Annotated in this window: 19 protein-coding genes; 5 read left to right on the top strand and 14 right to left on the bottom strand. The window is 47.0% G+C overall.

Translation table 11 applies throughout. The features are described 5' to 3' along the window. Nucleotides 1–80: 80 nt before the first annotated feature. Nucleotides 81–896, top strand: a complete 816-nt coding sequence (locus HRU69_03650) for a hypothetical protein (protein QOI96636.1) — start codon at nt 81–83, stop codon at nt 894–896. Between the two features lies 1 nt (nt 897). Here HRU69_03650 and HRU69_03655 read toward each other — a convergent pair whose 3' ends face one another. The 11 genes from HRU69_03655 to HRU69_03705 all read right to left on the bottom strand — a co-directional run bounded on the left by HRU69_03655 (nt 898) and on the right by HRU69_03705 (nt 18,910). After that, complete coding sequence (locus HRU69_03655; GenBank protein QOI96637.1) at nt 898–1,599, bottom strand: OmpA family protein; 702 nt, start codon at nt 1,597–1,599, stop codon at nt 898–900. Between the two features lie 11 nt (nt 1,600–1,610). Next, entirely contained in the window at nt 1,611–3,644 is a 2,034-nt protein-coding gene (locus HRU69_03660) for an OmpA family protein (protein ID QOI96638.1), read from the bottom strand. Between the two features lie 138 nt (nt 3,645–3,782). Beyond that, nucleotides 3,783–6,095, bottom strand: a complete 2,313-nt coding sequence (locus tag HRU69_03665) for a patatin-like phospholipase family protein (protein ID QOI96639.1) — start codon at nt 6,093–6,095, stop codon at nt 3,783–3,785. Between the two features lie 59 nt (nt 6,096–6,154). Beyond that, a complete protein-coding gene (locus HRU69_03670; GenBank protein QOI96640.1) occupies nt 6,155–7,420 on the bottom strand; it encodes a peptidoglycan DD-metalloendopeptidase family protein in 1,266 nt (421 codons plus the stop codon). A gap of 109 nt (nt 7,421–7,529) precedes the next feature. Then, on the bottom strand, nt 7,530–9,596 hold the full coding sequence (locus HRU69_03675) for a thioredoxin family protein (GenBank protein QOI96641.1): 2,067 nt from the start codon (nt 9,594–9,596) through the stop codon (nt 7,530–7,532). Nucleotides 9,597–9,649: 53 nt separating this feature from the next. Beyond that, nucleotides 9,650–11,008, bottom strand: coding sequence for a dipeptidase (locus HRU69_03680; GenBank protein ID QOI96642.1), 1,359 nt, complete (start codon nt 11,006–11,008; stop codon nt 9,650–9,652). A gap of 69 nt (nt 11,009–11,077) precedes the next feature. Next, nucleotides 11,078–11,401: a hypothetical protein gene (locus tag HRU69_03685; protein ID QOI96643.1), complete on the bottom strand. Its 324-nt coding sequence runs from the start codon at nt 11,399–11,401 to the stop codon at nt 11,078–11,080. 39 nt (nt 11,402–11,440) lie between these two features. Continuing rightward, entirely contained in the window at nt 11,441–16,189 is a 4,749-nt protein-coding gene (locus HRU69_03690) for a hypothetical protein (protein ID QOI96644.1), read from the bottom strand. A gap of 59 nt (nt 16,190–16,248) precedes the next feature. Continuing rightward, nucleotides 16,249–17,076, bottom strand: coding sequence for a 50S ribosomal protein L11 methyltransferase (prmA, locus tag HRU69_03695; GenBank protein QOI96645.1), 828 nt, complete (start codon nt 17,074–17,076; stop codon nt 16,249–16,251). Nucleotides 17,077–17,083: 7 nt separating this feature from the next. Then, nucleotides 17,084–17,851, bottom strand: a complete 768-nt coding sequence (locus HRU69_03700) for a triose-phosphate isomerase (protein ID QOI96646.1) — start codon at nt 17,849–17,851, stop codon at nt 17,084–17,086. Nucleotides 17,852–17,902: 51 nt separating this feature from the next. Then, on the bottom strand, nt 17,903–18,910 hold the full coding sequence (locus HRU69_03705) for a gliding motility lipoprotein GldB (GenBank protein ID QOI96647.1): 1,008 nt from the start codon (nt 18,908–18,910) through the stop codon (nt 17,903–17,905). An 85-nt stretch (nt 18,911–18,995) separates the two neighbouring features. Between HRU69_03705 and HRU69_03710 the strand changes: the two genes are divergently transcribed. Together HRU69_03710 and HRU69_03715 are read left to right on the top strand one after the other, a co-directional pair. Next, nucleotides 18,996–20,633: an AMP-binding protein gene (locus HRU69_03710; protein QOI96648.1), complete on the top strand. Its 1,638-nt coding sequence runs from the start codon at nt 18,996–18,998 to the stop codon at nt 20,631–20,633. A gap of 85 nt (nt 20,634–20,718) precedes the next feature. Beyond that, a complete protein-coding gene (locus HRU69_03715; GenBank protein QOI96649.1) occupies nt 20,719–21,147 on the top strand; it encodes a CBS domain-containing protein in 429 nt (142 codons plus the stop codon). A 13-nt stretch (nt 21,148–21,160) separates the two neighbouring features. Here HRU69_03715 and HRU69_03720 read toward each other — a convergent pair whose 3' ends face one another. Further along, entirely contained in the window at nt 21,161–22,003 is an 843-nt protein-coding gene (locus tag HRU69_03720) for a dienelactone hydrolase family protein (GenBank protein QOI96650.1), read from the bottom strand. A gap of 11 nt (nt 22,004–22,014) precedes the next feature. Beyond that, complete coding sequence (locus HRU69_03725) at nt 22,015–22,485, bottom strand: hypothetical protein (protein ID QOI96651.1); 471 nt, start codon at nt 22,483–22,485, stop codon at nt 22,015–22,017. Nucleotides 22,486–22,580: 95 nt separating this feature from the next. Between HRU69_03725 and HRU69_03730 the strand changes: the two genes are divergently transcribed. Beyond that, nucleotides 22,581–23,108, top strand: a complete 528-nt coding sequence (locus tag HRU69_03730) for a nucleotidyl transferase AbiEii/AbiGii toxin family protein (GenBank protein QOI96652.1) — start codon at nt 22,581–22,583, stop codon at nt 23,106–23,108. Further along, nucleotides 23,105–23,371, top strand: a complete 267-nt coding sequence (locus HRU69_03735) for a hypothetical protein (GenBank protein QOI96653.1) — start codon at nt 23,105–23,107, stop codon at nt 23,369–23,371. Before HRU69_03730 ends, HRU69_03735 begins: the two co-directional genes overlap by 4 nt. Here HRU69_03735 and HRU69_03740 read toward each other — a convergent pair. Next, entirely contained in the window at nt 23,368–23,967 is a 600-nt protein-coding gene (locus HRU69_03740; protein ID QOI96654.1) for a 2OG-Fe(II) oxygenase, read from the bottom strand. The genes HRU69_03735 and HRU69_03740 overlap by 4 nt on opposite strands. Between the last annotated feature and the right edge of the window lie 9 nt (nt 23,968–23,976).

The following is a 23,976-nucleotide window of genomic DNA, read 5'->3' on the forward strand; positions in this document are numbered from 1 at the left end:
TGTTACGTTATGCTTTGATTTTATTAATCTATAATTAATTTTGTTAACATTAGCTTAACATTTAGATAACAATGAGGGGGTTGGGCTTGGTTTTAATGTTGATTTGGGCCTTTGGCGGATGGTCGAAACCGATTAATCCGGCAACAGAGCGTTATTTAGCTACTTTTTTGGCAACCAGCGGAAATGCAGGTGATCATGAGCAGTTCATCCGTCACCTGAATTACTTACAGGGAAAGCACCATAAATTCCGTTCGGAATCAGCGTTTGTACGGCACATTTTTACAAGCACGCATAGAAAATTTTTAAAGCATTTCAATGCACAAGCCACCTTCGGCCTGTTGTTTAAGGACGGCTCCTACAATTGCCTTACCGGCACAATCCTTTACTCGTTAATTCTTTCCGATTTCAATATCCGTCATCAGGTAATTGAAACCAACTACCACATTTTCATTTTAGTCAATACAGAAGTTGGTGAGCTTTTGCTGGAGGCCACTGACCCGATAAACGGGCTTGTAATCGGGGCTGACGAAATTTCAAAGCGAATGCGGGCCTATAAAGCCACTGCGCCAACATTGACCACTGCGGCAGATGACTACATGCACTATGATTTTTCATTTGACTTGTTTGACACGGTAACCATTGAGGAGTTGGCGGGCTTGCTCTATTATAACCTGGCGATTGAAGCGTACAACAAGCAAAACCTGGCACAAGCCGTTTTCTATCTGAACGAATCCATTAGCCGGTATTCATCACCGAGGATTGAAGAAATGGCCAGGCTGTTGCTGATAACCGTGCATGAAAGTAACCTGAACGCCAGCGAAAAATCGAGATTCAAAAAGGCGCTTCAGGCGATCCGTTACAAGGCTTTACCTGTTGTAGCCAGCCTGGAACCCTGAATCAATTTTGTAAAATGCGCACCTCTACCCTGCGATTAAGTCTGCGGGCCTCCGGTGTATTATCATGCGAAAGCGGCATGGTGCCGCCAAAGGCTTTCGTTTTTACACGCTCCTTTGAGATTCCCTTTTTTACCAGGTACTCCTTTACTTCATCTACGCGTTGCTGAGAAAGTTTTTGATTTTTTGCCGGATCTCCTGCATAATCGGTGTGCCCTTCTAACTGAATGACCATGCTTTTGTGTTCATTCATCATAGCCACCAGCAGGTCAAGTTCCTGGTAAGATGACGGATCAATTTTGGATTTGGCCTGCTCAAATATCAGGTTGTCCAACCGCATTACGGTTCCGGCCGAGTGCTTTTTGCTGACGTTGCCGGTGGTGTGGTGCAGTTCAATGTCTTTCACAATTTTACCATCGGTTGCTTCGGCCGGGTCAATCATATACTTAGCTGAAGCATAACCGGTAGCTTCAACCGTAATGGAGTACCGCTCGCCATCAAAGAGCGGAAAACTAAACGTGCTGTTGTTGATAACTCCCATGCGGTTGCCGTAGGGCAAACTCTGGTAGGTTATACGTGCCACCAACGGCTCTTTTGTATCGGCATTAAGCACCCGGCCGGAAGCAACTACCGTATTTTCTTCCTGAGCCAACAGGCCTGTTGAACTGAAACAGGAAAGAAGAATAACAATCCATCTTGCTTTCATGGCTTATGCGGTTATAGTTTAATGATTTTAAACTCAACCCTGCGGTTCTTTCTGCGGGTTTCGCGGTTGGTATTTTCAACAGCCGGTTTGGTTTCGCCAAAAAACTGAACAGCTACCCGCGAAGCCTCAATACCTTTGCTGATAAGGTACTTCTGTACCGACTTAGCCCTGCGTTCGGATAGCCCCAAATTGTATTGTTCATCTCCGATGTCGCAGGTATGCCCGTCAATTTCAACCTGCATGGCCGGCCGCTCTTTCATTAACGATACAAGCCTGTCCAGTTCAGGGAAGGATTCCGGTTTTAACGTTGCCTTATCAAAATCAAAGAAAATGTTGTTCAGCGTAATGGTTGCATTTTCATCAATGCGGGCTACCCGTATGGGTTGCAGGTTGAAGTCTTTATTCTGGATAACCATGTCTGAAGTAATGTTCCGTAAATCCAGGTTCTGGCTTTCGGAAATATGATCTTTGGCCTCTGCGCGGATGCCATACAAATGGCCGGCCGGCAATTTAATCTCATACTCACCGGTTTCGGGATTGGATTGCGCAATGCCTAACTCGGTTCCATCGGGCAGGCGCTCATAAATAATTTTAGCGCCAATGGGCTTTCCGGTTTCACCGTCAACCAGTTTACCCTTTACAGTAACCCAGGGTTCAGGACTGCGCATGATGGGTAACTTTACTCTAAAAATATCGGTGTTGGTTTCGGTTACGCCACGGGAATAATATGCATATTCACTTTCGGCCGGGATATTGAAAAACAAATCTTCCAGCGGTGAGTTTATTTCCGGGCCGAGGTTCTCGGGTTCTGACCAATTGGTCCACGTGTCATCCAACCGTTTTGAAACATAAATATCCGTACCACCATAACCGCTGAAGCCGTTGGAAGAGAAATACAGCGTCTTATCATCTGCAGCGAGAAAAGGGGCCGACTCTTCCCCTGCCGAATTGACCACCTTGCCCAGGTTAAGCGGCTCAGTCCACACGCTGTCGTCTTTCATAAATGAAACATACAAATCGCGATCGCCCTGAGAGTCTTCACGCTCAACAGACATAATCAACGTCTTCCGGTTATTAGTAAGAAAGTAGTTGGCTTTCTCGTTGAAGTTGTAATCGTTGGTAATGTTCAGTGGTACGGGTTCTGTCCACCGGCCGCCTACGTTGGAACTTACCGAAACACCGGCCAGCATTTTTCCTTTTGGTAAATATTTGTTACCTAATAACATTACTGCCGTGCGGCCATCGGGTGTAACTGAATTTATAGAGTTAACAAAATTGGGGTGCTCGTTATTAAACTGCGGGCCCATGTTTTTGGCCAGTTGCCACTTGCCGTCTTCGCCCAGTTCCGAATACCAGATGTCTTCCTTATCATTCACTCCCCCGATATTCTCCGGGTGATTCCTCCGGCTGAAGTATAAGGTCTTTCCATCAGGCGACAGGATAGGATTCAGTTCGGCATACTCACTGTTTACTTTTTCATCCAGTTGCTCAATAATGATTCCGGATGCCAAAAGCGAGGGCTTTGGAATAAAAGCGATGATTGGATAGTTTGAGTCGCTGATGGCCACCGCATCAATTCCGTAATAATCCGGTACAGCCGCTCCATCAAACTCCAGTTTAACTGCAGCCACCTTGTATGGGGTTTTCTCGACAAACAGATTCAGCATGCGGCCCTTCAGGGGTACAGCCTGCGGATTAAGTGTGCTTACTTCATATTCCTTTCCGCTTTCATCATACAATAATACCTTAAAGAGGGCGCTGGGATTGTGCGACTCAGCGATGGCGATTTGTTGAATGTTAATGGGATTGTCAAAGCCCAGTTTCAAAAACTCTTTCCGGTTGGGTTTGTCCGGTGCCCATGCGTTGGGGTTTTGTCCTCCGGCCGGCAACACGTTGGGTTTACCCAGCGCCTGCTGGGCCGAATACTGAACCGGGGTCAGTTCTGATGAAAAGCCCATAACCTTAGAGGCCCACTGTACAACCTGGGCAGGGGCATGAACAAACACTATAAGTGAGAGAAGAAGGGGGAGTAAAATTTTCTTCATGAATGCTGTGGCGGGTTTATTTTGAGGTTTAAACATAGCTAAATTTTAAAAAACCTCCGAAAAGGTACATGAATTAACCGCCTGCCCCCGGTTGTAGCCATGTATAAAAAGTTCGAATAATTAACCCTATAGGGCATGTTATTCGAATACATGCTTATTAAAAAGCAAAAATCCTACATGTAGCATTACGCCCAGGCGGTTTTCTTTATCATCATAATAGTTCAGGCTAAGGCTAACCGGGCCTATGGGCGAGTGGTACACCGGCCCGGTGGTGGCTGCAAAAAATACTTTGGTCAGTTCGCTGTCGATTACCGCTTCCTGATTGGCCCCTTGCCGGATGTACTCAATAGGCTTGAAGAGGTATCCATCCAATCGCCAGTCCAGTGTTCGGGGCTTGATAATTATAGCATGGCGCAAACCAAAAGCCAGGTAATTAAATGCCCTGAAGTTTTCGAGTATTACCGTGCGACTATCCTGCAGGGGCAAAAATGCCGGTGCATTAACAACGGTACCAAAGTAATTCCGAAACACGGGTTGATTGGAGAAAACTGCCTCAACATAATACCCCGGCCGGAACCACCCCTTACTATAAAACTGCTGAGCTGTTACCCGTAGTTGAAACCACTGAAGGTTTCGGTTTGGGCTGTTTTGAATGGACGGGTCAGCGGTGGTGCCGGCAATGTACTTTTCAGTTACATTAACATACGCAAGCGCAAGTGAGAATGCGCTGCCGGCCGATGCATACTGTTTTCTGTCAAGCGTGCTGGACGTAAACTGAAATCCTGTTTTATAACCCGCCAGATCAAGCTTATCAAGTGTATCGGTACTGTTAAATGACTTATAATTGGAATACCGGTCCTCGTTATTGAAGCCGGTAAAAGTAACATTGCTTTTAATTGTCCGCCCGATGGGCCAACCCAGGTTTAACGTGGCCTGGCGATCGAACCGGTTCAGCACGGTGGGTGAGGTTTTCTTCAGTAAATCATTGCTCTCAAGATAATCGTATCCGTTGTACATCACTTCGGGCTGTACGTAAAACCGACCAAAGAAGGGGAAATCAAGACGTGCACTGGCCAGCACCGATTGATAGAAACTGCCGGTTTGAAACGCGGTATAAAAATGACTCAATGCCCGGTTAAAATAAAAATAGTTTAAACCAAGATAAATGTTGCTTACGTTTCGGGTAGCCAGCACTCCGCCAAAATCAACCCTGAAATTTTTTTGTGGTCTCCGGGTTAGGTGCAATCGATAAAGGGAGCCAGAGGTGTCATAAGAAATACTTGGATAGATATTGTTAAAATAAGATTCCGATACCAACTTAAAATAACCTTGTTTAATTTCCGACAGGCTTAGCGGATGATTTTCGGGTTTGTCATTAAAGATCCTCCGAATATATTTTCGTTGCTTGGAATTACATGAATGAAATAAGAGCGGGCCGAAGCGTAGTGGAATTTTCTGTATGTGAAATGCTTCACGCGCTTGCGTTAGTTCCTGCACGCTGCGCTGCACCAGAATTCGTGATTTTATTTCGGGTAACATGCGCAGTGTTTGCCGGTACCCACTGTCAATCAGCGCCCGGGCCTTATCAAAGTCAAAAGAGGTGTAGCCTTTCACGTCAGGCTCAATGTAAATACCCATGCTATCCAGGTCGGCCGGATCGGAATTATCGAGCAACATGTACAATAATGAACGGGCAATAAGTTTCTCATCTTCACTGGCAGGATACTCTTTATAAATTTTTGACGACACATTGCTGCCGATAATCACATCGGGATGAAACTCCTGGCTGGCCACATCCACGGGAAAATTATTGTAAATGCCCCCATCGAACAGGTACTTTCCATCCACCCGGATGGGCGTATAGAAAAAAGGCACCGTTTGTGTTGCCCGTAAGGCATCAGCCAGCGATCCGCGTTTAAGAATTACCTGACTTTGCGTAAATACTTCGGCTGCTACCGCCCGAAACGGAACCAATAAGCTATCAAAATTTTCACGGGCAGCTGCCGAGGCCTGCGCCAGTTTTTCCTGCAACATAAAGTTTAACGAAACATCACTGGCAATACTGGCATTTAGCTGAAATGCCAGGGCCGAATCGAGCGACAGGTTCAGGGTAACAAAATCGGGTGAGTTGTCCTGACTGTAGTAATGGTAGTTATAACCGCGCTCCGGCAACCCGCGTATCCATCGTAAAAAATCATCAGACAAAACCAGCTTCTCGATTTCTTCCGGGCTGTAACCGGCCGCATAAAAGCCACCTACAATGCCCCCCATGGACGTGCCCACGACATAATCAATTGGAACGTTATGCTCTTCTAAGGCTTTTAATACACCAATGTGGGCAATGCCCTTTGCCGCACCGCCACTTAACACTAAGCCTACTTTTTGCGCAAAAGCGACCTGGGTAATCAAAAAGCCCATTACCAATCCGATAAGCTGTGTGTGCCGGCTCATGTTGTAAACATATACGAAAACCTGCACCGTAAAGTGCGCAAAAATTTAATTTTTTGGGATTATAGTGCCGAAGCCAGAATTACCTGGCTGGCCGATGGAATTGCCTGTAACCGAATCATGATCTTGGTTTTAACTTCATCAAACTGTACACGATTGACAGCCTGAATGGGTTGTGACGGGGGAAGTTCTACCTTCAGGGCATCAACCTGCTTGCCGTTTTTCCAGAACCGATAGCACAGATGCGGACCGGTAGCCAGGCCGGTGCTGCCTACATTGCCTATCCATTGTGCCTGTTTAACGCGCACCCCGCGCTGAATACCGGGAGCAATTTTCGACATGTGCAGGTATTGTGTAGTGTACGTGCTGTTGTGCCTGATTTTAACGTAGTTGCCGTTATTGGAAGTGTACCCGGCTTCTTCAACAATACCATCGCCAACCGAACGAATGGGCGTACCGGTTGGAGCTGCAAAGTCGGTGCCCAGGTGTGGTCGGTTTACTTTAAGCACCGGATGGAACCGCTTACCCGAATAACGCGAGCTGATGCGCGTAAATTCAATGGGATACTTGAGAAGCGCTTTACGTAAACTGTTTCCGCTCTCATCGAAGTAATTAAGCCCTTCGCCCTGATCAAAAGGAATGGCGTAGTAAGGGTTATTGGAATGATTAAAATAAATGCCGCTGATTTTCTGGATAGCTATCGGCCTGCCTTCAACCTGAAGTTCTTCGTAAATGAGTTTGAACTCATCGCCACGCTGCAGCCGCTGAAAATCAACCTGCCAGGCAAAAATATCAACAAACCTGTTGGTAAGTTCATAGGAGATGCCCAGTTGAGCTATGGTGTGGAATAACGTTGTTCCAATTACTCCGCTGATTTCTTTTTCAATTACCTGCACCTCGCGCTGGCAAACATCTACCCAAAGCGATTCATCAAACCTAAATACGATGTAATCCACCGGATTGGGTTCGTATATAAATGCTTTAGGTGTACGTAACGAATCGGCTGAACAGATAAATGTGTACTTCTTATCGGGGGCTACTTTACGTACATCAAAAACCGATCGCGGAAGCGATGCCATTTGGTTAATCAGTGCGGCCGGCACGTTAAACTGTCGCCACAAATCAGACAGAAATTGATTTGGCTTGATCTTATCCTCAATAACCAGGTTATTATCTATGGGTACCCCGTATCGGGTAACCGGAGCATTCGGGATGCTCACAGGAAAATATACAGCGGCAGGTTGTGCTTCTGATTGCTCAGGTGGATTGACGCTAAACAATCCAAGCATCAGGAAGCCGCAAATTGACCCGACAATTACTTTCTGCATTTCCGTGAACTTAGTTCAGCAGTTGTTTAAAAAATACCGGACAAGTTTAAAAAATGAGTTGTGTAAAGATAAACCTTTTTTGAAATGGTTTAGGATAAAGTCCGGCTGCCTACTTGTATAACTCGGCAAACTTCTTCTTGCCACTGTCAAGAAAGGCAGCAAACTTTTCCACGCTGCGATCGTAGCCATACGGCCAGGCCAGCACACGTTCATCTTTACCCACCAGCACATAAAACGGCTGGGCGTTATTATCAAGGTTGGTTATCTGCAGGTCGGCATTTTTCTTGCCGATGGTTTTCTTCACTTTGTTATCGTACGAAGAGGTTATCCATTCGCTTTCGGGAAGCGGGGTTTTGTCATCCACGTAAAGGGCCACAATCACGTAATCATTTTTCAGCCGTTCAAGCACCAGCGGGTCGCTCCACACCACGGCTTCCATTTCCCGGCAGTTGGTGCAGCCATGACCGGTAAAGTCAATAAACAACGGTTTGTTTTGCTGTCGCGCACAGTTGAGGGCCTGTTCGTAATCGAAATAACCTTGTAGTCCGTGCGGAAGGTGCAAAAAGTCGGCATACTTGGGTGCATCGCAAATTTCATTGGCGCGCGTGCTGCGCGTCATGGCTACCAGGTCAAAATCGTGTGTGTGCTGCGGGGGCAGGTAACCTGCCAGGGCCTTAAGTGGCGCGCCCCACAAGCCGGGTACCAGGTAAATAACAAACGAGAAAACCAGCGTGGCCAATAACAACCGTGGTACAGAAATCCTCTCAACGGGGCTATCGTGCGGCATGCGGATTTTGCCGAGCAGGTAAAATCCAAGCAGTGAGAAAATGACAATCCACAAGGCAATATTCGTATCGCGATCGAGCAGCCCCCAATGGTAGGCCTGATCGGCTATGCTGAAAAATTTCAGTGCAAGGGCAAGTTCAAGAAAGCCCAGCACAACTTTTACTGCGTTCAGCCAGCCACCCGATTTTGGCAGGCCTTTCATCCACTCCGGGAAAATGGCGAACAGGGTAAACGGAATGGCAAACGCCAGCGAATAGGAAAACATGGCCAGGATCGGTTTTAAAATCTGCCCACCGGCCGCCAGCACCACTACATTGCCAACAATGGGTATGGTGCACGAAAAAGAAACCAGCACGAGGGTGGCTGCCATAAAGAAAATTCCGGCCAGGCCGCCCTTTTCTGCTTTTTGATCGGCCTTGTTTACCAACTGGTGTGGTGCAGTGATTTCGAACAGACCAAGAAAGGAAAGTGCAAACACAATAAAGATGACAAACACAAAAAGGTTTGGGGCCCAGTGTGTAGCCAGCGCGTTAAGTCCTTCTGCGCCCAACAGCACGGCAAAGAGTGTTCCGGCCAATGTGTAAATGGTAATTATGGAGGTACCAAAAATGATGGCATTGCGAATGCCTTCTTTCTTCGATTGGTTGTCGCGCAGAAAAAATGTTACCGTCATCGGCACCATCGGGAATACACAGGGAGTGATCAACGAAATAAGCCCCAGTACAAAAGCAAATACCAGGTATCCGAAGAACGATTCATTGTTCAGGCTATCGGTTCCATCCAGAATGGATTTATCCAATACCGGCCCTTTAACTCCGCTATAGGTTATTTGTGGTTGCACGGTGGTACCTGTTGTTTCATCAGGTTGAGGTTCGGGTTTGTCGGATAGTGTTTCATGTTGTTGTATTTCAATTTCCTTACCGGAAACAGTTATTCCGGTAAACTCAAAATCACTTTCAAACGGAATACACTTACCATCTACTTCAGTGCAGGTTTGCCCTTCAATAATACCGGCCAGTTTCAGCTTTGCAGTTAAAACTTTTATCCGTTGCCTGAATTCGCCCGTGTTCTTAAAAATCTTTACATCGCAGCCGAAGATTTCATCGTGCTTGGCAATGGGGTTAATGGCCTTCAGGTTGCCCACCAGTTCAAATGAATTGTTCTTCTCAAACGTAACGGTGGTGAGCATCGGCCCGCAATCGGGGTCAAAGTCGTTGGCATACACATACCAGTTTTTGTCGGTTGTTACCGTAAAAATCAGGTCCAGTTCTTCACCGGTTTTTACGGAATTTTTCTCAGACCGCCACGACCACGTAACCGGTTTAAGAATTTGTGCCTGAAGCACAGAAACGGAGCCAAGGATCAGGACTATCAGTATTCTGCCAGCCATAATAAAATTTCAAATACAAAGCATAACGTTAAGTTCGGTAAAAAAGTTGACGGCTACGCACGGGCATAGTGTTTATAAAAGGCGATGATGGTTTCAATGCCGAGCATAAAATTCGTTACCCCGTAATGCTCGTTGGGCGAGTGAATGGCGTCCGAATCGAGGCCGAAGCCCATGAGCACGGTATCAAGGCCGAGTTCCTTTTTAAACAAAGCAACAATCGGAATGCTGCCGCCATCGCGAGTGGGTATAGGGCGCTTGCCCCATACCTCTTCAAATGCAGTGCTGGCTGCTTTAAATGCTTTTGAATCCGTTGGTGTTACGGCAGCCTGCCCGCCATGCAGGGGTGTTACTTTTACTTTTACCGATTTAGGTGCAATCGACAAAAAATGCTTTGTAAACAATTCGGTGATTTCGTGATTCTCCTGGTTAGGAACCAGCCGCATAGAAATTTTAGCAAAAGCTTTTGAGGGAAGCACCGTCTTTGCGCCTTCACCGGTATAACCACCCCAGATGCCGTTTACATCCAGCGTTGGCCTGATGCCGGTGCGCTCCAGTGTGGTGTAGCCTTCTTCGCCCTGCACCTCATCGATGGCCAACTCTTTCTTGTATTGATTCAGATCAAATGGTGCTCTGTTCAATGCTTCCCTGTCAGCCGCACTGAGTTCAACTACCTTATCGTAAAAGCCGGGAATGGTAATACGGCCGTTCTCATCGTGCAGCGAAGCAATCATTTTCGCCAGCACGTTGATGGGGTTGGCTACTGCGCCACCGTACACCCCCGAATGCAAGTCACGGTTCGGGCCGGTTACTTCCACCTCTACATAGCTGAGCCCGCGCAGGCCCACGGTAATTGAAGGATGATCCAATGATAGAATGGCCGTATCTGAAATCAGAATAACATCGGCTTTCAGTTTTGATTTATTTTCCTTAATAAAAGTTGCCAGGTTTTCGGAGCCCACTTCCTCCTCACCTTCTACCATAAACTTCACATTGCAAGGCAGCGTATTGTGCTTCATCATGGCTTCAAACGCTTTTACGTGCATGTACACCTGGCCTTTGTCATCGCACGCCCCGCGGGCGTAAATCTTATCGTCTTTGATTACCGGTTCGAAAGGCGGTGACGTCCACAGGTTAAGCGGGTCGGGTGGCTGAACATCGTAATGGCCGTACACCAGCACGGTGGGTAATGATTGATTGATGATTTTTTCGGCATACACAATCGGGTGGCCGCTGGTTTCACACAATTCAATTTTATCAGCCCCGGCCATTGTGAGTTTTTCCTTCAGGAATTCTGCAGCTTTACGAACATCATTTTTGTGTTTACTGTCGGCACTCACCGAAGGAATGCGAAGCCAGTCGAACAACTCATCGAGGTAGCGCTGTTTATTGGATTGGATGTATTCTCTGACCATGAAATAACTGGTTTTAGGTAAGGCGTGAAATTAGTGGTTATATTTAATTGAATCAGGCGATCTCGTAAATTAGTTAGGATGCGTTGAGGGGTCAGCCTTGAAATACTTTCCAAGCAGCTTCTCGTCAGTCGTAAAACGCTCACATAAGGTGTCGATCTTGCTGTATTCGGTACTGTTTGCGGCGCGAAATACCTCATACGCTGACTTACTCTTCCACCTATCAATAGTCAAATATTCAAGCGGGTTATCGGCAGACTTCAGTAAATCAGTGCCCATGTATTTATTTGTTGATTTCCGGAAAAATTTCGCCCATTCGCCATCTGCTGCATACCACTTGAGAAACTCATCGAGAAAGTCAGGGTTGATTGTATAACGCCAAATGATCCGGTACATAACACTGATCTTGCTGAAGTGACCCAAATTAACCACTCATCAGAATCCATCGTCCTCTTCCTTTTTCTCCTGCTTCTTTTTGGCAGTGCCGGCACTCAGGCTATAGGGAACGTCAATTCCGTAGTAGTCTTTCCGGAACCGGTTAATAAATGCCAGCGTTTCTTCTTCGGTGCCGGGAATGAAAATCATCTCGCCCACTTTGGCTTTGCCCGAATTGGTACGCTTGGAGACGGTGGTGTTGAATACGTCATTTGATGAATACATGAGCAGCCGGTTGTCTTCGTACCCGAAGTAATACCATGAATCAGGCGAGGCTTTGATAAACACATTGAACACCGGTGAGCCGTCTTCGTTTTTCTTTACTTCCATAAAACCTTCAAAACTTCCGTTGATGTCGGTTCGGTTGATGTTGGAAAGGCCCAGGCTGCCCTCGCTGTAAAAGGCTTTGTGTTTAGGCGACCACTTGAAATTAATGTTGGCAAATGTAAGCGGTTTGGCTGTTTCGGGCAGCGTAGCCAGCGATACATAGCCTTGTGTGCTTCGCTTTTCATAGTCGCGCGCAACGCGTTCGCCCACGATATCGGCAATTTTGTATAGTAGATCGGTGCGGTCGCCCAGTCCTTCTTCCACCGATTCGTTCTTAACGACCGCGGCAATGTCGGCAGCCATGGCATCAACCGCAGCCGGGGCAACCGGGGTATTGATAATGACCATCGCGTTCATCTGGATTTCATTGTTTTGCATGTTGCCCTGCCCTATGGCGGTTGCTTTAACGTTGAAATCTTTGCTGCCGCTAAACAGGTTTACCGGTCCTTCAAAGCGCACCAGCTGGGTCTCATCATTATAGGCAAATACTTTACCGCTCAGTTTATTGCCGGCCGCCTTTTCCCTGTCTTCAATCTTATACTCCTTGCTGGCAACATCGTAAAACAAGGTGCCGCTGGGCAGAAAGAAGTCTTCGTCCTCATCGCGCTTTTCGTTTAAGAATGAAATATAGAGGTTGTTATCAAAGGCTGAGAGGTGCAGCCCGGCCGAAACCCTGCGGCCATCTTCGGTAAGGGCATTATCAAAATCAATCAACACTTCGGTTTCTTCACCGGATTGTTCGTAGCGGATCCAGGTGTTGTAGCCTTTAATGTTTTTAATATCCAGTTTAACCGAGCCGCTCAGTTGTAATGCGGGGCGCGTGGCATACATGGTCATATCGCCCTTGTAAAACATGCCGGCTCCCAGCACCAGGTGCATTTGTTCGGTTACGGAGCCGGTGGCTACGGTTTGCATGGAGGCCGTTGAATTTTTCCGGGGGGTTCGCTTGGAGGAAACAACTTCAGTTACCGGTTCAAGCCTGAAGTCGGTCATTTTAATGGCGAAGGTGTCTTTCAGGAAGTTAACATACTGATAGGTTGCATGACCACTAAATTCCTTTCTTGAAACAATATCTACTACACCATCGGTTAAGCGGTGATAACCGTTTAGTGTGTCTAACACGATCACGGTGTTTTTCAGTGTACCAATGCGGGCATCTTCAAGAACGAGCACCTCGTTGTTCTCGGGGGTGATTTTGGCATCAGCAACAATAATATACGGGATGCCACTTACTTTGAGTTGTTGTGTTTTCAAATCATACTCTGCCTTTTCGGCCATGAAATTGAGTGAGTCCAGTTCTTTGCGGGTAGTGTAGAAGTACGAGTTCTCCAGCGGCACATTGGGGCTTTTGGTCATGGAGATTTTCTGGGTGGTTAAATCCCAGCGCGCATTCGGAATAGAGGTTTTGAACTGAGCATACGGAAAGTTGATAGCGGCCTCACCTTCAATCTCCGGGCTGATGTCGGCATAGTTCTGGGCCAGGTTAAACTTTATCCGTACATCCGTACCGTCAATCAACGGCTTGGAAGGATCGGCCGATTTAGCGCGGAAACGCGAATGCCTCGCGCCAAAATCTTTTGCCGAAAAACTCATCTCGCGCGAGAGCAACTCCGACCCGCGGGTTTCCAGTTTTCCCGCAGCAGTAACCCCAGTGCGCGAAACGGTTAAAATTCCGTTCAGTTGTGCGGTTGAATCATAAAGATTAAATGGCACCGACTGATTTTTCAGCCGCATCTGGTCGCGCTTCGGGTACCACTTCATCTGAAAATCGGGTAAGGATGCCTGCGGAAAGTTTACAGCACCGATTTGCTTTTCATCCAGGCGTGCGCGCTGACCTTTGGCAATAACGCTATCAGGATAAAACACAAAATCAGGCGACTTGACCGTAGCGGCCAGGTAGGTGATGGTTCCGGTTGAGCGGATACCCCGGTTATCGAGTGTAATAACGCCTTCAAATTTTCCATCACCTTTGTATAGTTGATACCCTCCGCGCGGAACGATGTGTTCAAACCCCAGCGATTTATCGGGCATGGTATGCAACTTCTCTTTGAAACTTGGAAACATGCCGCTGGAAACAAAGGTACCCTCAAAATTAATGGAGGTCGGATCGGCATCGTTCAGGCTGTCCAGTTTAAACGGAGGCACCACAAAAAATACAGACCGGTCGTACACGCCATTGAGCACTTCGGGCCTGTCAAAATAAATCACACCACCCGTGGTGGCATCCAGCCTGGGGTAATTGGGTATTTTTTTCTTGCCCGATTTATTATCGGGCCGGCTGATGTACAGGGTGCCCGATGATTTCGAAATATCGCCCAGTCCGCCCTCGGCTGCCGCGGTGGAGTCAGCACCTACCATCGAGTTGTTGATTTTTCTGCGCACCAGCTGGCCACGTGCATTTTTTTCCATCGCATAAAAATTGATGGAGTCAATCTTATTCAGGTTAATAAAAAAGCTGTCGTACTTGAGTGTAAAATCCTTGCCCGTTATTTCAAAGTTCCCGGCTGTAATGGTGCCGTCAAACTTGATGTCGCGGTTCTGAAGCACGGTAATCACGCTGCTATCGGGTTTGATTACCACATTCAGTGAATCGCTCAAACTGAATTCTTCCACACCCCGCACCACCAGGTTGCGGTTTTTAAAACTCAGTGTTGCGTTGGCGTGTACGGGCTTTTTCAAATCGGCCATTACATACGAGCCCATAACCGAATGGATCTTCATGTTGTCGTAATCTACTTCGCCTTTGTGTGCCAGGTATTGTGTAATGGCCTTTTCTTTTACGATAGCCAGATCCTTTTCGGGCCAGTATTCAATCAATCCTTTAATAGCCAGAAACTCGAGTGCTTTCTGTGCATCAAAAATTTTAATGCCGTAAACCTGGGCCAGGTCTCCGCTGTGTACTTCACGCGTGTTAAAGTCGATACAATATTTAGCTACAACGGCCAGCGGATGAAAATTGAATCCGGAACCATGCAATTGATGAAAGTCTTCGGGATCATAGTAATCGCGCGATTCCAAAATCAAGGGTACCGTAGAACGCCCGCCAACAGTGGAGATGTCCAGGCTATCGGCCTTCAAATTCCAGCGAATAAGGTTGGCCGAAAAATCCAGGCCGAAAAACGATGCTGTGAATGGAGTATTTTTTAACGGGCCCTTTTCGCTTGTGATAACGACCGTGTTCTTTGGAAAGTTATAGTACATCTGCACCGAGTGGTGTGCCAGTGAATCGTTTTGCTGGTAAATGGTAAAGGTCGTACGGTCGGAGGTTACCGTTGAATCCGTAAATACAAACGCACGCGATTTTGCCTGGAATTGCTTGCTGCCCAGGCTGTCGAGTACATCCAGGGTAGCATACTCATTATTTACGTTGGTGCTCTTTATACGTGTTCCGTGCAACGAAAATCCACCACGGTATTTCATGCGCTCGTTGCCAAAGCCCTGTATGGCCAGCGTGTTCTCGTACGAGGTAAACTGAGGCCACGAAGATGGTGTGCCCGGTTTACGCGGCTGCGACTTAAACTCAAACTTGCCGTAAATCAATCCAGGTGTTTTACCGGTGTAATTAAACTTTACCAGGTCGGCTTTTAATTCGGGTTTGTTAACTCTGAAATTATACACCGTAAAATCGCAGTACACCGAATCCGCACTCAATCCGGCTGACGTCCAGTTAAATTTTCCCTCCTCGCCTACAAACAGGTTATCAGTTAGCGAAAAAACTCCTTTTGTATTACTCAGCCAAACAGAATCAGCCGGTGTGATAAAATTCAACGACACCCGGTTAAACCGAATTACCGGTCCTTCAACCACCGGCTGCGGTGCAGGGGTCATCCAGTATGGTTCAACCACTTGCGGCAGGGTGTCCACGGGTTCATCCTGCCAGTCATCCCAGTTGGTCTCTTCAACTGCTGTGGTATCTGCCGGTGGAGGAATGTATTCCATGTATTCAAACCGGTAGTCATCATCACGGGCATACAGCCGGTATGTTTTATCGTAATACAAGGCATGATGGAGGAAGAACTGCTTTGATGAAGACAGAAACTTCAGCGTCTTATCCGGCTTGTAATTTTCAACAACTTTATCAACCACATTCAAAAACTGGTTCAGCGTGGCCATATCAGCGCCTTCAACGCTAACTGCATTAACAATGCAGCCGAAATAATCAACAAAATGCGGGCGCAGTTTATACCCCTTGCGTTTCATCCGGTAAAACTGGTTTTGAATGCGAAACTGCTGATCCTGGCCAAGGTTATTCCAGGCTGTAGTAAGGCCCCCGCCAATAACCATGGCTTCGGTATTACGGGTATTTTCCAGTACAACGCGGATGCTGTCAGGGAAGCTGGTAAAGGTTACCGGCTTATTGCGGTTTTGCGCCAGCACACCCGTTACCAAAAAGAGCAGGGAATATTGAAAAAACGCTTTCACACCGGTAAAAACTCCTGAAATTCGGAAATTATCGCCTCAAGCCCAAACTACCTTTGCCCTTACCGGGCCAGCAACAAACTTGCCCAGTTATCGCGCACATCGGTTTGTACATGCTGTAACGCATAACGAAGCGCTTCCGTGAGTAAATCGGGAATATCTTTTTCATAAAAGCCGCTGAGCAGCAACCGGCCGCCCGGCTTAAGGTAAGCCACATACTGATGCAGTTCTTCTAACAGGATGTTCTTGTTGATGTTGGCAAGGATGATGTCAAAATCACCTTCGAAGGTTAGATCACTCAGCTTACCCTGGCGAATGGAAATGTTCGGACAACCATTTAAATCTGCATTTTCTTTACTGTTCAGAATGCTCCACTCGTCAATATCAATTGCCTCTACCCGGCTTGCTCCGAGTTTCGATGCCAGGATGGCCAATACACCCGTTCCGGTGCCGGCATCCATAACAACTTTGTTTGTATGATCCATTTCAAGCTGAGATTTGATCATCAGGTAGGTAGTCTGATGATGCCCTGTACCAAACGACATTTTGGGGGTGATAATGATCTCGTATGGATATGTCTTTTCCGGTTGATGAAACGAGGCCCGAATGAGGCACTTGTTTTCAACAAGAATAGGTTCATAGCTCTTTTCCCATTCTTCATTCCAGTTTTTCTTTTCAACGCGGTCCAGGTAAAAGACAACCGGTGTTATACCTGAATACTTTTCTTTAACTTCCTGAAGCTTGTCCTTCGTATATTGATTTTTTTCTACGTATGCCTCAAATCCCCTTTCGGTTTCCATAAAGGTATCAAAGCCTGCTTCGGCCACTTCGGCCATGAGTATTTCTGAAAACTCAGGTGAACAAACAACCTGCAGGCGGGTGTAGTACATGCTCCGATCAGTTGGACCCTGCTCTGATGATGTCAACAAACTCGCTGGGCTTAAGCGAGGCCCCGCCAACCAGTCCGCCATCTACATCTGTGCTGGCGAACAGTTCTTTGGCATTTGCGGCATTCACGCTTCCTCCATATAAAATAGAAATACTTTCGGCTGTTTCCTTTCCATAGCGGCCTGCAATGTGTTTGCGGATAACGGCATGCATTTCCTGGGCTTGTTGTGCGGTGGCGGTTTTGCCGGTACCAATGGCCCATACAGGCTCATAGGCGATTATAATTTTTTTTATTCCTTCAGCAGGCAGGTGAAACAATCCTTCTTCAATCTGCGATTTTACCAAATCGTTTTGTTTGTTGTCTTCGCGTACAATCAACGGTTCGCCACAACAAAAAATCGGGGTGAGGTTGTTGGCCAGGGCGGCATCAACTTTCTGTGCCAGTACCGCGCCTTCTTCGCCAAAATATTGCCTGCGCTCGCTATGCCCCAGTATAACATATTTAATGCCCATAGATTTCAACATAGGAGCAGAAACTTCGCCAGTGTAGGCACCCCATTGATGCTCGCTGCAATTTTGCGCGCCCACCGAAAACCGGGCATCATGCTTTGTCAGGTTGACAACCTCGGCCAGATACGGAAACGGAGGGCAAAAAATTACGCGGGGTAACTCCGCGCCCGGCTGTTGAAAGGCCGCTAATACCTCAGTAGCCAGTTGACCGGCCTCTTGGTAGGTTTTGTTCATCTTCCAGTTTCCGGCTACAATTTTTTGTCGCATGGTTATGGGATTGGAGTCATCAAAGATAAATAAAGTGCAGTGGAGCCTGCCTTATTTTTTTACCGGTTTATACTTCGACTCTTTAAACAACTTGTCGGCATTGCTTAACTGCATCAATTGCTGCAGCGTAGTTTCAGGGTGCGCCTTCATGTAACTGTTCACAATCTCCCAACCCACCCATTGGCCAATACGGCCCGGGCACTTGTCGCCTACCTCCAGGGTCTTTGGCCGATCACCCAGATAGCGCTGTTTAACAAGGTGGCTGGTTTCATACAACACCTGATCCTCAATGAGCCGCAGCCATATCAAATCATGATTGGCGCGGGCTCCCTTCATTTCCTCCTGCGAGTACCAGATAAAAATGCTGTCCGGAACGCAAGGCAACATGTGTTTGGCAAAATAAAACGACTTGCCATAGGCAATCATGTCGGCTAAAACGGTTTTATCAGATGGATCCGTAGCATTGTATTGAGCGCTTATCCCATTGAGCAGCATCACCGAGGGTACAATGTTTTGTGGGGTGTATTGCTGTAAAAGGTATTCGTACATGTTGGGCCGGTAGCGGGCGCCCTTACCCAGATAAAAATCCAGCCCAATTATGATCAGCGAATCGGTTACCACCATATCGGTATCCAGGCCGCTGATGGCTGTTATCACCTTAGGAACTTTTGCTTCGGGGTAATAGTAAAGCAGGTTGGTGTAGGCTTGATTTAATTCTTTTTTAAGTTCCTGTTCATCACCAAACACTCGCCTTACTTCAAGCAACAGTGTATCAAGATAGGGATTGGTAAACCTGCGGTACAGTTCATTGATAAACACCGAATCATTCGGATAATCACTTCTGTGAAAAAAATAATCGCGCAATACCGGGTAGCGGGTTAATATATTCACCAGTTCTGTTTTTGAGGTGATGGCCGGCAGTGAATCGGAAAGCGACAAAAATTGAACCGATACCTGCTTTTCAGGGGCCGGGATGAAGGCACATTTCTCTTCATCACTACCGCAACCGAATACCAGAAGCGCTGCAACCACAACCAAATACCACGATACTTTTTGCATAATTATCAAACGAGTCGCGCAAATATACATTGCAACCGCCAGCAATAGTTACTACATTCCTGAACCAAACCCCTAAACCAAAAACATGGCTACATCTCCGCTGCACCATTTTCTGGCTTGGGAAGCCTCCCAACCCGATGCCATTTTTCTACGGCAACCGTTTAACCGCCAATGGAAAACCTGGAGTTACCGGCAGGCCGGTGCAGAGATTCGGAAAATTGCGGGCGCCCTCGAAGCGCTTCCTCCAAAATCCAAAGTGGCCATCCTTTCTAAAAACTGTGCACACTGGATTATGGCCGACCTCGCCATTATGATGGCCGGACACATCTCCGTTCCTATTTACCCGACACTGAGTGCCGATGCCATCCGCCCGATACTGGAGCACAGCGAATCGGCCGCCATCGTTATCGGCAAGCTGGATGACTACAAAAATCAACAGGCCGGCATCCCGGCATCGCTTATGCGGATAAGCCTGGAGGTTTATGGACACCAGGAAGGAAAAAGCTGGGAGAAAATAATCGCAACCGGTATGCCCATAAAAAATCCGGCCACCCCGCAACCCGATGATCTGATGACTATCATCTACACCTCAGGCACTACAGGAAAACCAAAAGGAGTAATGCACACGGTCGGAAATTTCAACATCGTGCTGGGCATTGTAAAGCAAATTCTTCCGCAATTGCCTGACGGCCTGCGCATGTTTTCATACCTGCCGCTGAGCCATGTGGCCGAACGGCTGGGCATTGAACTGCTGGGCATTTATAAAGGAGCTACCATTTCATTTGCCGAGACGCTGGATACGTTTGCACAGGACCTTAAAGACACGCAACCGGCCATATTCTTTGCTGTGCCCCGGATATGGACCAAGATCCAGGAAAAAATTCTTGCCAAAATTCCGCAGAAAAAACTCGATTGGCTGCTTTCTATTCCGTTAATCAGCACGCTGCTGAAGAACAAATTGAAAAAAGAACTAGGCCTGGCCAAGGCTATTTACATCTGCTCGGGTGCGGCCCCGCTGTCCGTTCCGATCATGAACTGGTTTCAAACGCTTGGCATCACTATCTATCAGAACTACGGCATGACGGAAGATTGTGTGCTTTCGCACTTTAACCTTATCGGCCAAAACAGAGTGGGCACCGTAGGCAAACCCCTGCCGGGTGCTGAAACAAAAATTTCATCCGAAGGCGAGTTGCGCATCCGCAGCAAAGCCCTGATGAAAGGCTACTACAAAGAGCCGGGGCTTACAGCCGAAGTTTTTGATGAAGAAGGCTACCTGAAAACGGGCGACATGGCCGAGTATGATGCAGACGGTTACCTGAAAATTACCGGACGGGTAAAGGATCAATTCAAAACCGACAAAGGAAAATACATATCGCCAGCGCCCATCGAACTGATGCTTTCAAAAAACACCGATATTGAACAGGTGTGTGTTGTCGGCATGGGCGTGCCCCAGCCGATGGCACTTGTTGTACTTTCAGCTTCAGCGAAAACTAAAAGCAAGGAAGCTATAATTGCAAGCCTGAGTCAAACGATTGCCGAGGTGAATAAAAAAGTTGAAGCCTACGAAAAACTGGAAACAGCCGTGATCATGAAAACCGACTGGACAGTAGATAACGGATTGCTAACGCCCACGCTCAAGGTAAAACGAAATGAAGTAGAAAAGATTCACCTGCCTAACTATCCGAAGTGGTTCCACCAGGAAGGCCTGGTGGTGTGGGAGTGATGAAGATCATTGAGGCGCTCTGATTTTGATCAGACGTAAACTCCGGGCTCCTGGGTATTTTGAAGTCGAACAAACTACCGGAGCCATGAAGAAGAACACGCCCGTAAGCACCATCATGACAAAAAATGTTTTCACAGTTCAGTTGGACGATAAACTGGCCGATGTGCACGAACTGGTGCGCAAACAGCACATCCGCCATGTGCCGGTATTGCATGGAAAACAGTTGGTGGGCATCATCAGCAAAACCGACCTGAACAGGCTTACCTTCAGCAGTTTGTTTGCCGGTGAAGGCGATGCGGATGAAGCGGTGTTCGAAATGCTAAACATCTCGCAGGTGATGTCGCACAAGCCGCGCGTAGTGAAAGAAACCGACAGTATTAAGCGGGTTGCCGAAATTCTCTCCACCGAGGAATTTCACGCCCTGCCTGTAGTAGATAAAAAAGACGAAAGCAAACTGGTGGGCATTGTTACCACCACCGATGTGATAAAGTTTATGCTGGAAGAACTGATGTAAAAAATCGGTCTGCTTACTTCAGCCGTGCTTTAAAAAACTCTACCGTATTTTTAAAAGCATCTTCAGCAAATTCTTTATTGTGCTTCGGGTTGCTGGGGTTAGCAAAAGCGTGGTCGGCCTCATAGGCTTTTATCGTCAGGTTCTTTCCGGCTGCCTTCATATTCGCTTCGAACTTATCCATCACCGCTTCGTTAATCCACTGGTCCTGCGTAGGCCAGATGTTAAGCACATCGCAGTTCAGTGTTTTAAGCCTGTCCACATTTTCTTCCGGCATGCCATAGTACATTACACATGCTGCCGCCTGGGGCCCTGCGGTTAATGCAGCCTGCAGCGACTGCCCTCCGCCAAAGCACCAGCCTACCGTTCCGATTTTTGCATTTCTGCCGGCATAGGCCAGGGCGCCCTGCACAATGGCGTTACCCCGATCTTGCTTAAACGCTCCCATTAACTTGCCGGCTTCTTCACGTTTGTCGGTAACCTTGCCATCATACATATCAATGGCCAGTACATTTACATTACCCAATGCATTATAAAGTTGCTCCGCTTCGCGTTTGATGTGGTCGTTCAGGCCCCACCACTCCTGGAAAACAAAAATCCAGTTGTTTGTTTTTTTCTTTGCTTCCAGCAGGTAGCCGTTAGCATCGGGGCCGCTGGCGGTTTTAAACGTGACCATCTTGCCCACCTGGCTTTGGTGCGTATACGGCAGCGGATCAGCATGGGCCATATTGAATTCCTTGTTTGAAGCAAACAACGCAAATTTCTCGGTGGCCGGAGTATGGCAAATGGTGATGCCATCCTGGGCCAGGGCAGCAATGGTGCACAACAAAATAACTGCAGGTAAATAAATTTTTTTCATATCAGCAGGTTTTAATCTTTCCATTGTCCGCGAAGGATGCGATCATACGTTATAAAATCTGTATTCACCGGTTCATACCCTTTTTGCCTCATCAGCAACGCCACTTGCCCCCGATGATAGGATGAATGATTAACCAGGTGAATCATAATAGCTTCTACGTTGTTGGTGTACGGCTCTCCCTTGTAATTCAGGTAACTCAACTCCTCATTAAAGGTATCGTGTTCGGCTACAAATTGCAACCATTGTTTACAGGCCGATTCACTCATAGCGGTAATCTCTTCCAGTGAATAGGCTCCCCACAATTTTACTGCGGGCGCAGGCCAATGCTTTACCCGGTGCAGCCACAGCAGTTGTGCAGCCACCACATGACCCATGATTTCAAGAATTTTTGAATCCGATACCTGCTGCACTTTGAGTGCCTTCAGCACACGGCTGTTCGCCCATTCGTTGTATTGATACAGTTTTAAAAAATAGGGTTTCATCAACAGGTGCTTCAAAAGTAACAAGAGAAACTGAAAAAAAGAGGTCCTCTGCAATTCATGTGTCCTGTAAAGATGTTACTTTACCTGCCGAAACAATGAGTCTTTCAGATCTTTATAAAGAAATAACAACACAACTGGAAGCGCGTGGAATTCCGTATATGGTTTCGGGCAGCATTGCCCTGCTGGCGTACAGCACTGCCCGAGTAACCCGCGATATTGATGTAGTGATTGAACTGGATGCCGCTTCCCTCGATTTGTTTTGTGAAATATTCAAGGATAATTTTTTTATCCATCGGCCATCAATAGAAGAAGAAGTACAAAGGCGTGGAATGTTTAACGTTATTGATAACCGTTCCGGGTTTAAAATTGACTTCGTTCTTAAGAAGAACTCTCCGTACCGGAAGACAGAATTTGAAAGAAGGGTCAGAAAAAAGCTTTTCGGACATGAGGCCTGGATCGTTTCTGCGGAAGACCTGATTCTTTCTAAACTTATTTGGATTCAGGATATTCAGAGTGACCGCCACCTGGAAGATCTGCGAAATCTGCTGGAGAATCCGGTTGACCATAAGTATCTCCGGTACTGGTTAATGGAATTGCAACTTAATACCTTTGGGGTATTATGACCGACACACCCGATCATATCCGAAAAAAACAAAAGGAACGCTGGCTTTCATTTTCTGATGCCGAGCGGTTCAGATTGGGTTTTGAAATGATTGATGAAGTAAACGAACAAATCAAATCAAGAATAAGGGAGCAAAATCCTGATTTTACTGATCGTGAAGTTACCGCAGAGTTTGTGAGACAACTGTATAAAGAAGAATTGCCTGCCGCTTACCTGGCTGAGGTGCTAACGTGGATTCGCGCCCAGTCAGTCAGCCACACTTAAAGCAGAAATTTTTCCTTATCCAATATCCACCCGGTTATGCTTAGCCGCTCACGGGTAGCCGGCAGCACTTCGTGTTCAATACGGTCGCTGCGAAAACAAACAAGCCGGCCGGCAACAGGCAACACATCGCGGGTGCGGCCGGGCAGGTACATCCGCAATTCGCCTCCATGCTCAGGCTTCCAATCGGTATTTAAGTAGCAGATAACCGAAAGTTTCCTGTGATCGTCCTGCTTAAACTGGTCGAGGTGGCGTTTGTAAAACGTACCGGCCGGGTAAAAAGTAAAATGAACTTCGTAATCTTTAAGACTCAGAAAAAGATTCCGGTTAAGGTACCGGATTAGTTCATCCAGTCGCTGCAGGTAAACTTTTGCGGCTTCCTGCGCAGTGGTTTTATCAATCCATTGGATGTAATCGCCCCGGATTTCCTCCTTTACCTGTACCTGTTTGCTGATGCCGGCTTTTTTAAATGTTTCTCTCGATTGAAACTCAGGCAGACCTAGAATAGCATCCACTTCATTTTGGCTTAAAAATTGGTCGGCAATGGCAAATTCCTGTTCGGCCAAACCGGTTGCAATACTGTCGAAGAGGAGATTCATGTAACAAAG

Source organism: Flammeovirgaceae bacterium (genome assembly GCA_015180985.1).
GTDB lineage: Bacteria > Bacteroidota > Bacteroidia > Cytophagales > Cyclobacteriaceae > UBA2336.

What these genes read in the sequence shown, in the direction of transcription:
- HRU69_03655 (QOI96637.1), bottom strand. Translation starts at nt 1,599, where the DNA reads ATGAAAGCAAGATGGATTGTTATTCTTCTTTCCTGTTTCAGTTCAACA.
- HRU69_03660 (QOI96638.1), bottom strand. Translation starts at nt 3,644, where the DNA reads ATGAAGAAAATTTTACTCCCCCTTCTTCTCTCACTTATAGTGTTTGTT.
- HRU69_03665 (QOI96639.1), bottom strand. Translation starts at nt 6,095, where the DNA reads ATGAGCCGGCACACACAGCTTATCGGATTGGTAATGGGCTTTTTGATT.
- HRU69_03670 (QOI96640.1), bottom strand. Translation starts at nt 7,420, where the DNA reads ATGCAGAAAGTAATTGTCGGGTCAATTTGCGGCTTCCTGATGCTTGGA.
- HRU69_03675 (QOI96641.1), bottom strand. Translation starts at nt 9,596, where the DNA reads ATGGCTGGCAGAATACTGATAGTCCTGATCCTTGGCTCCGTTTCTGTG.
- HRU69_03680 (QOI96642.1), bottom strand. Translation starts at nt 11,008, where the DNA reads ATGGTCAGAGAATACATCCAATCCAATAAACAGCGCTACCTCGATGAG.
- HRU69_03685 (QOI96643.1), bottom strand. Translation starts at nt 11,401, where the DNA reads ATGTACCGGATCATTTGGCGTTATACAATCAACCCTGACTTTCTCGAT.
- prmA (QOI96645.1), bottom strand. Translation starts at nt 17,076, where the DNA reads ATGTACTACACCCGCCTGCAGGTTGTTTGTTCACCTGAGTTTTCAGAA.
- HRU69_03700 (QOI96646.1), bottom strand. Translation starts at nt 17,851, where the DNA reads ATGCGACAAAAAATTGTAGCCGGAAACTGGAAGATGAACAAAACCTAC.
- HRU69_03705 (QOI96647.1), bottom strand. Translation starts at nt 18,910, where the DNA reads ATGCAAAAAGTATCGTGGTATTTGGTTGTGGTTGCAGCGCTTCTGGTA.
- HRU69_03710 (QOI96648.1), top strand. Translation starts at nt 18,996, where the DNA reads ATGGCTACATCTCCGCTGCACCATTTTCTGGCTTGGGAAGCCTCCCAA.
- HRU69_03715 (QOI96649.1), top strand. Translation starts at nt 20,719, where the DNA reads ATGAAGAAGAACACGCCCGTAAGCACCATCATGACAAAAAATGTTTTC.
- HRU69_03720 (QOI96650.1), bottom strand. Translation starts at nt 22,003, where the DNA reads ATGAAAAAAATTTATTTACCTGCAGTTATTTTGTTGTGCACCATTGCT.
- HRU69_03725 (QOI96651.1), bottom strand. Translation starts at nt 22,485, where the DNA reads ATGAAACCCTATTTTTTAAAACTGTATCAATACAACGAATGGGCGAAC.
- HRU69_03730 (QOI96652.1), top strand. Translation starts at nt 22,581, where the DNA reads ATGAGTCTTTCAGATCTTTATAAAGAAATAACAACACAACTGGAAGCG.
- HRU69_03735 (QOI96653.1), top strand. Translation starts at nt 23,105, where the DNA reads ATGACCGACACACCCGATCATATCCGAAAAAAACAAAAGGAACGCTGG.
- HRU69_03740 (QOI96654.1), bottom strand. Translation starts at nt 23,967, where the DNA reads ATGAATCTCCTCTTCGACAGTATTGCAACCGGTTTGGCCGAACAGGAA.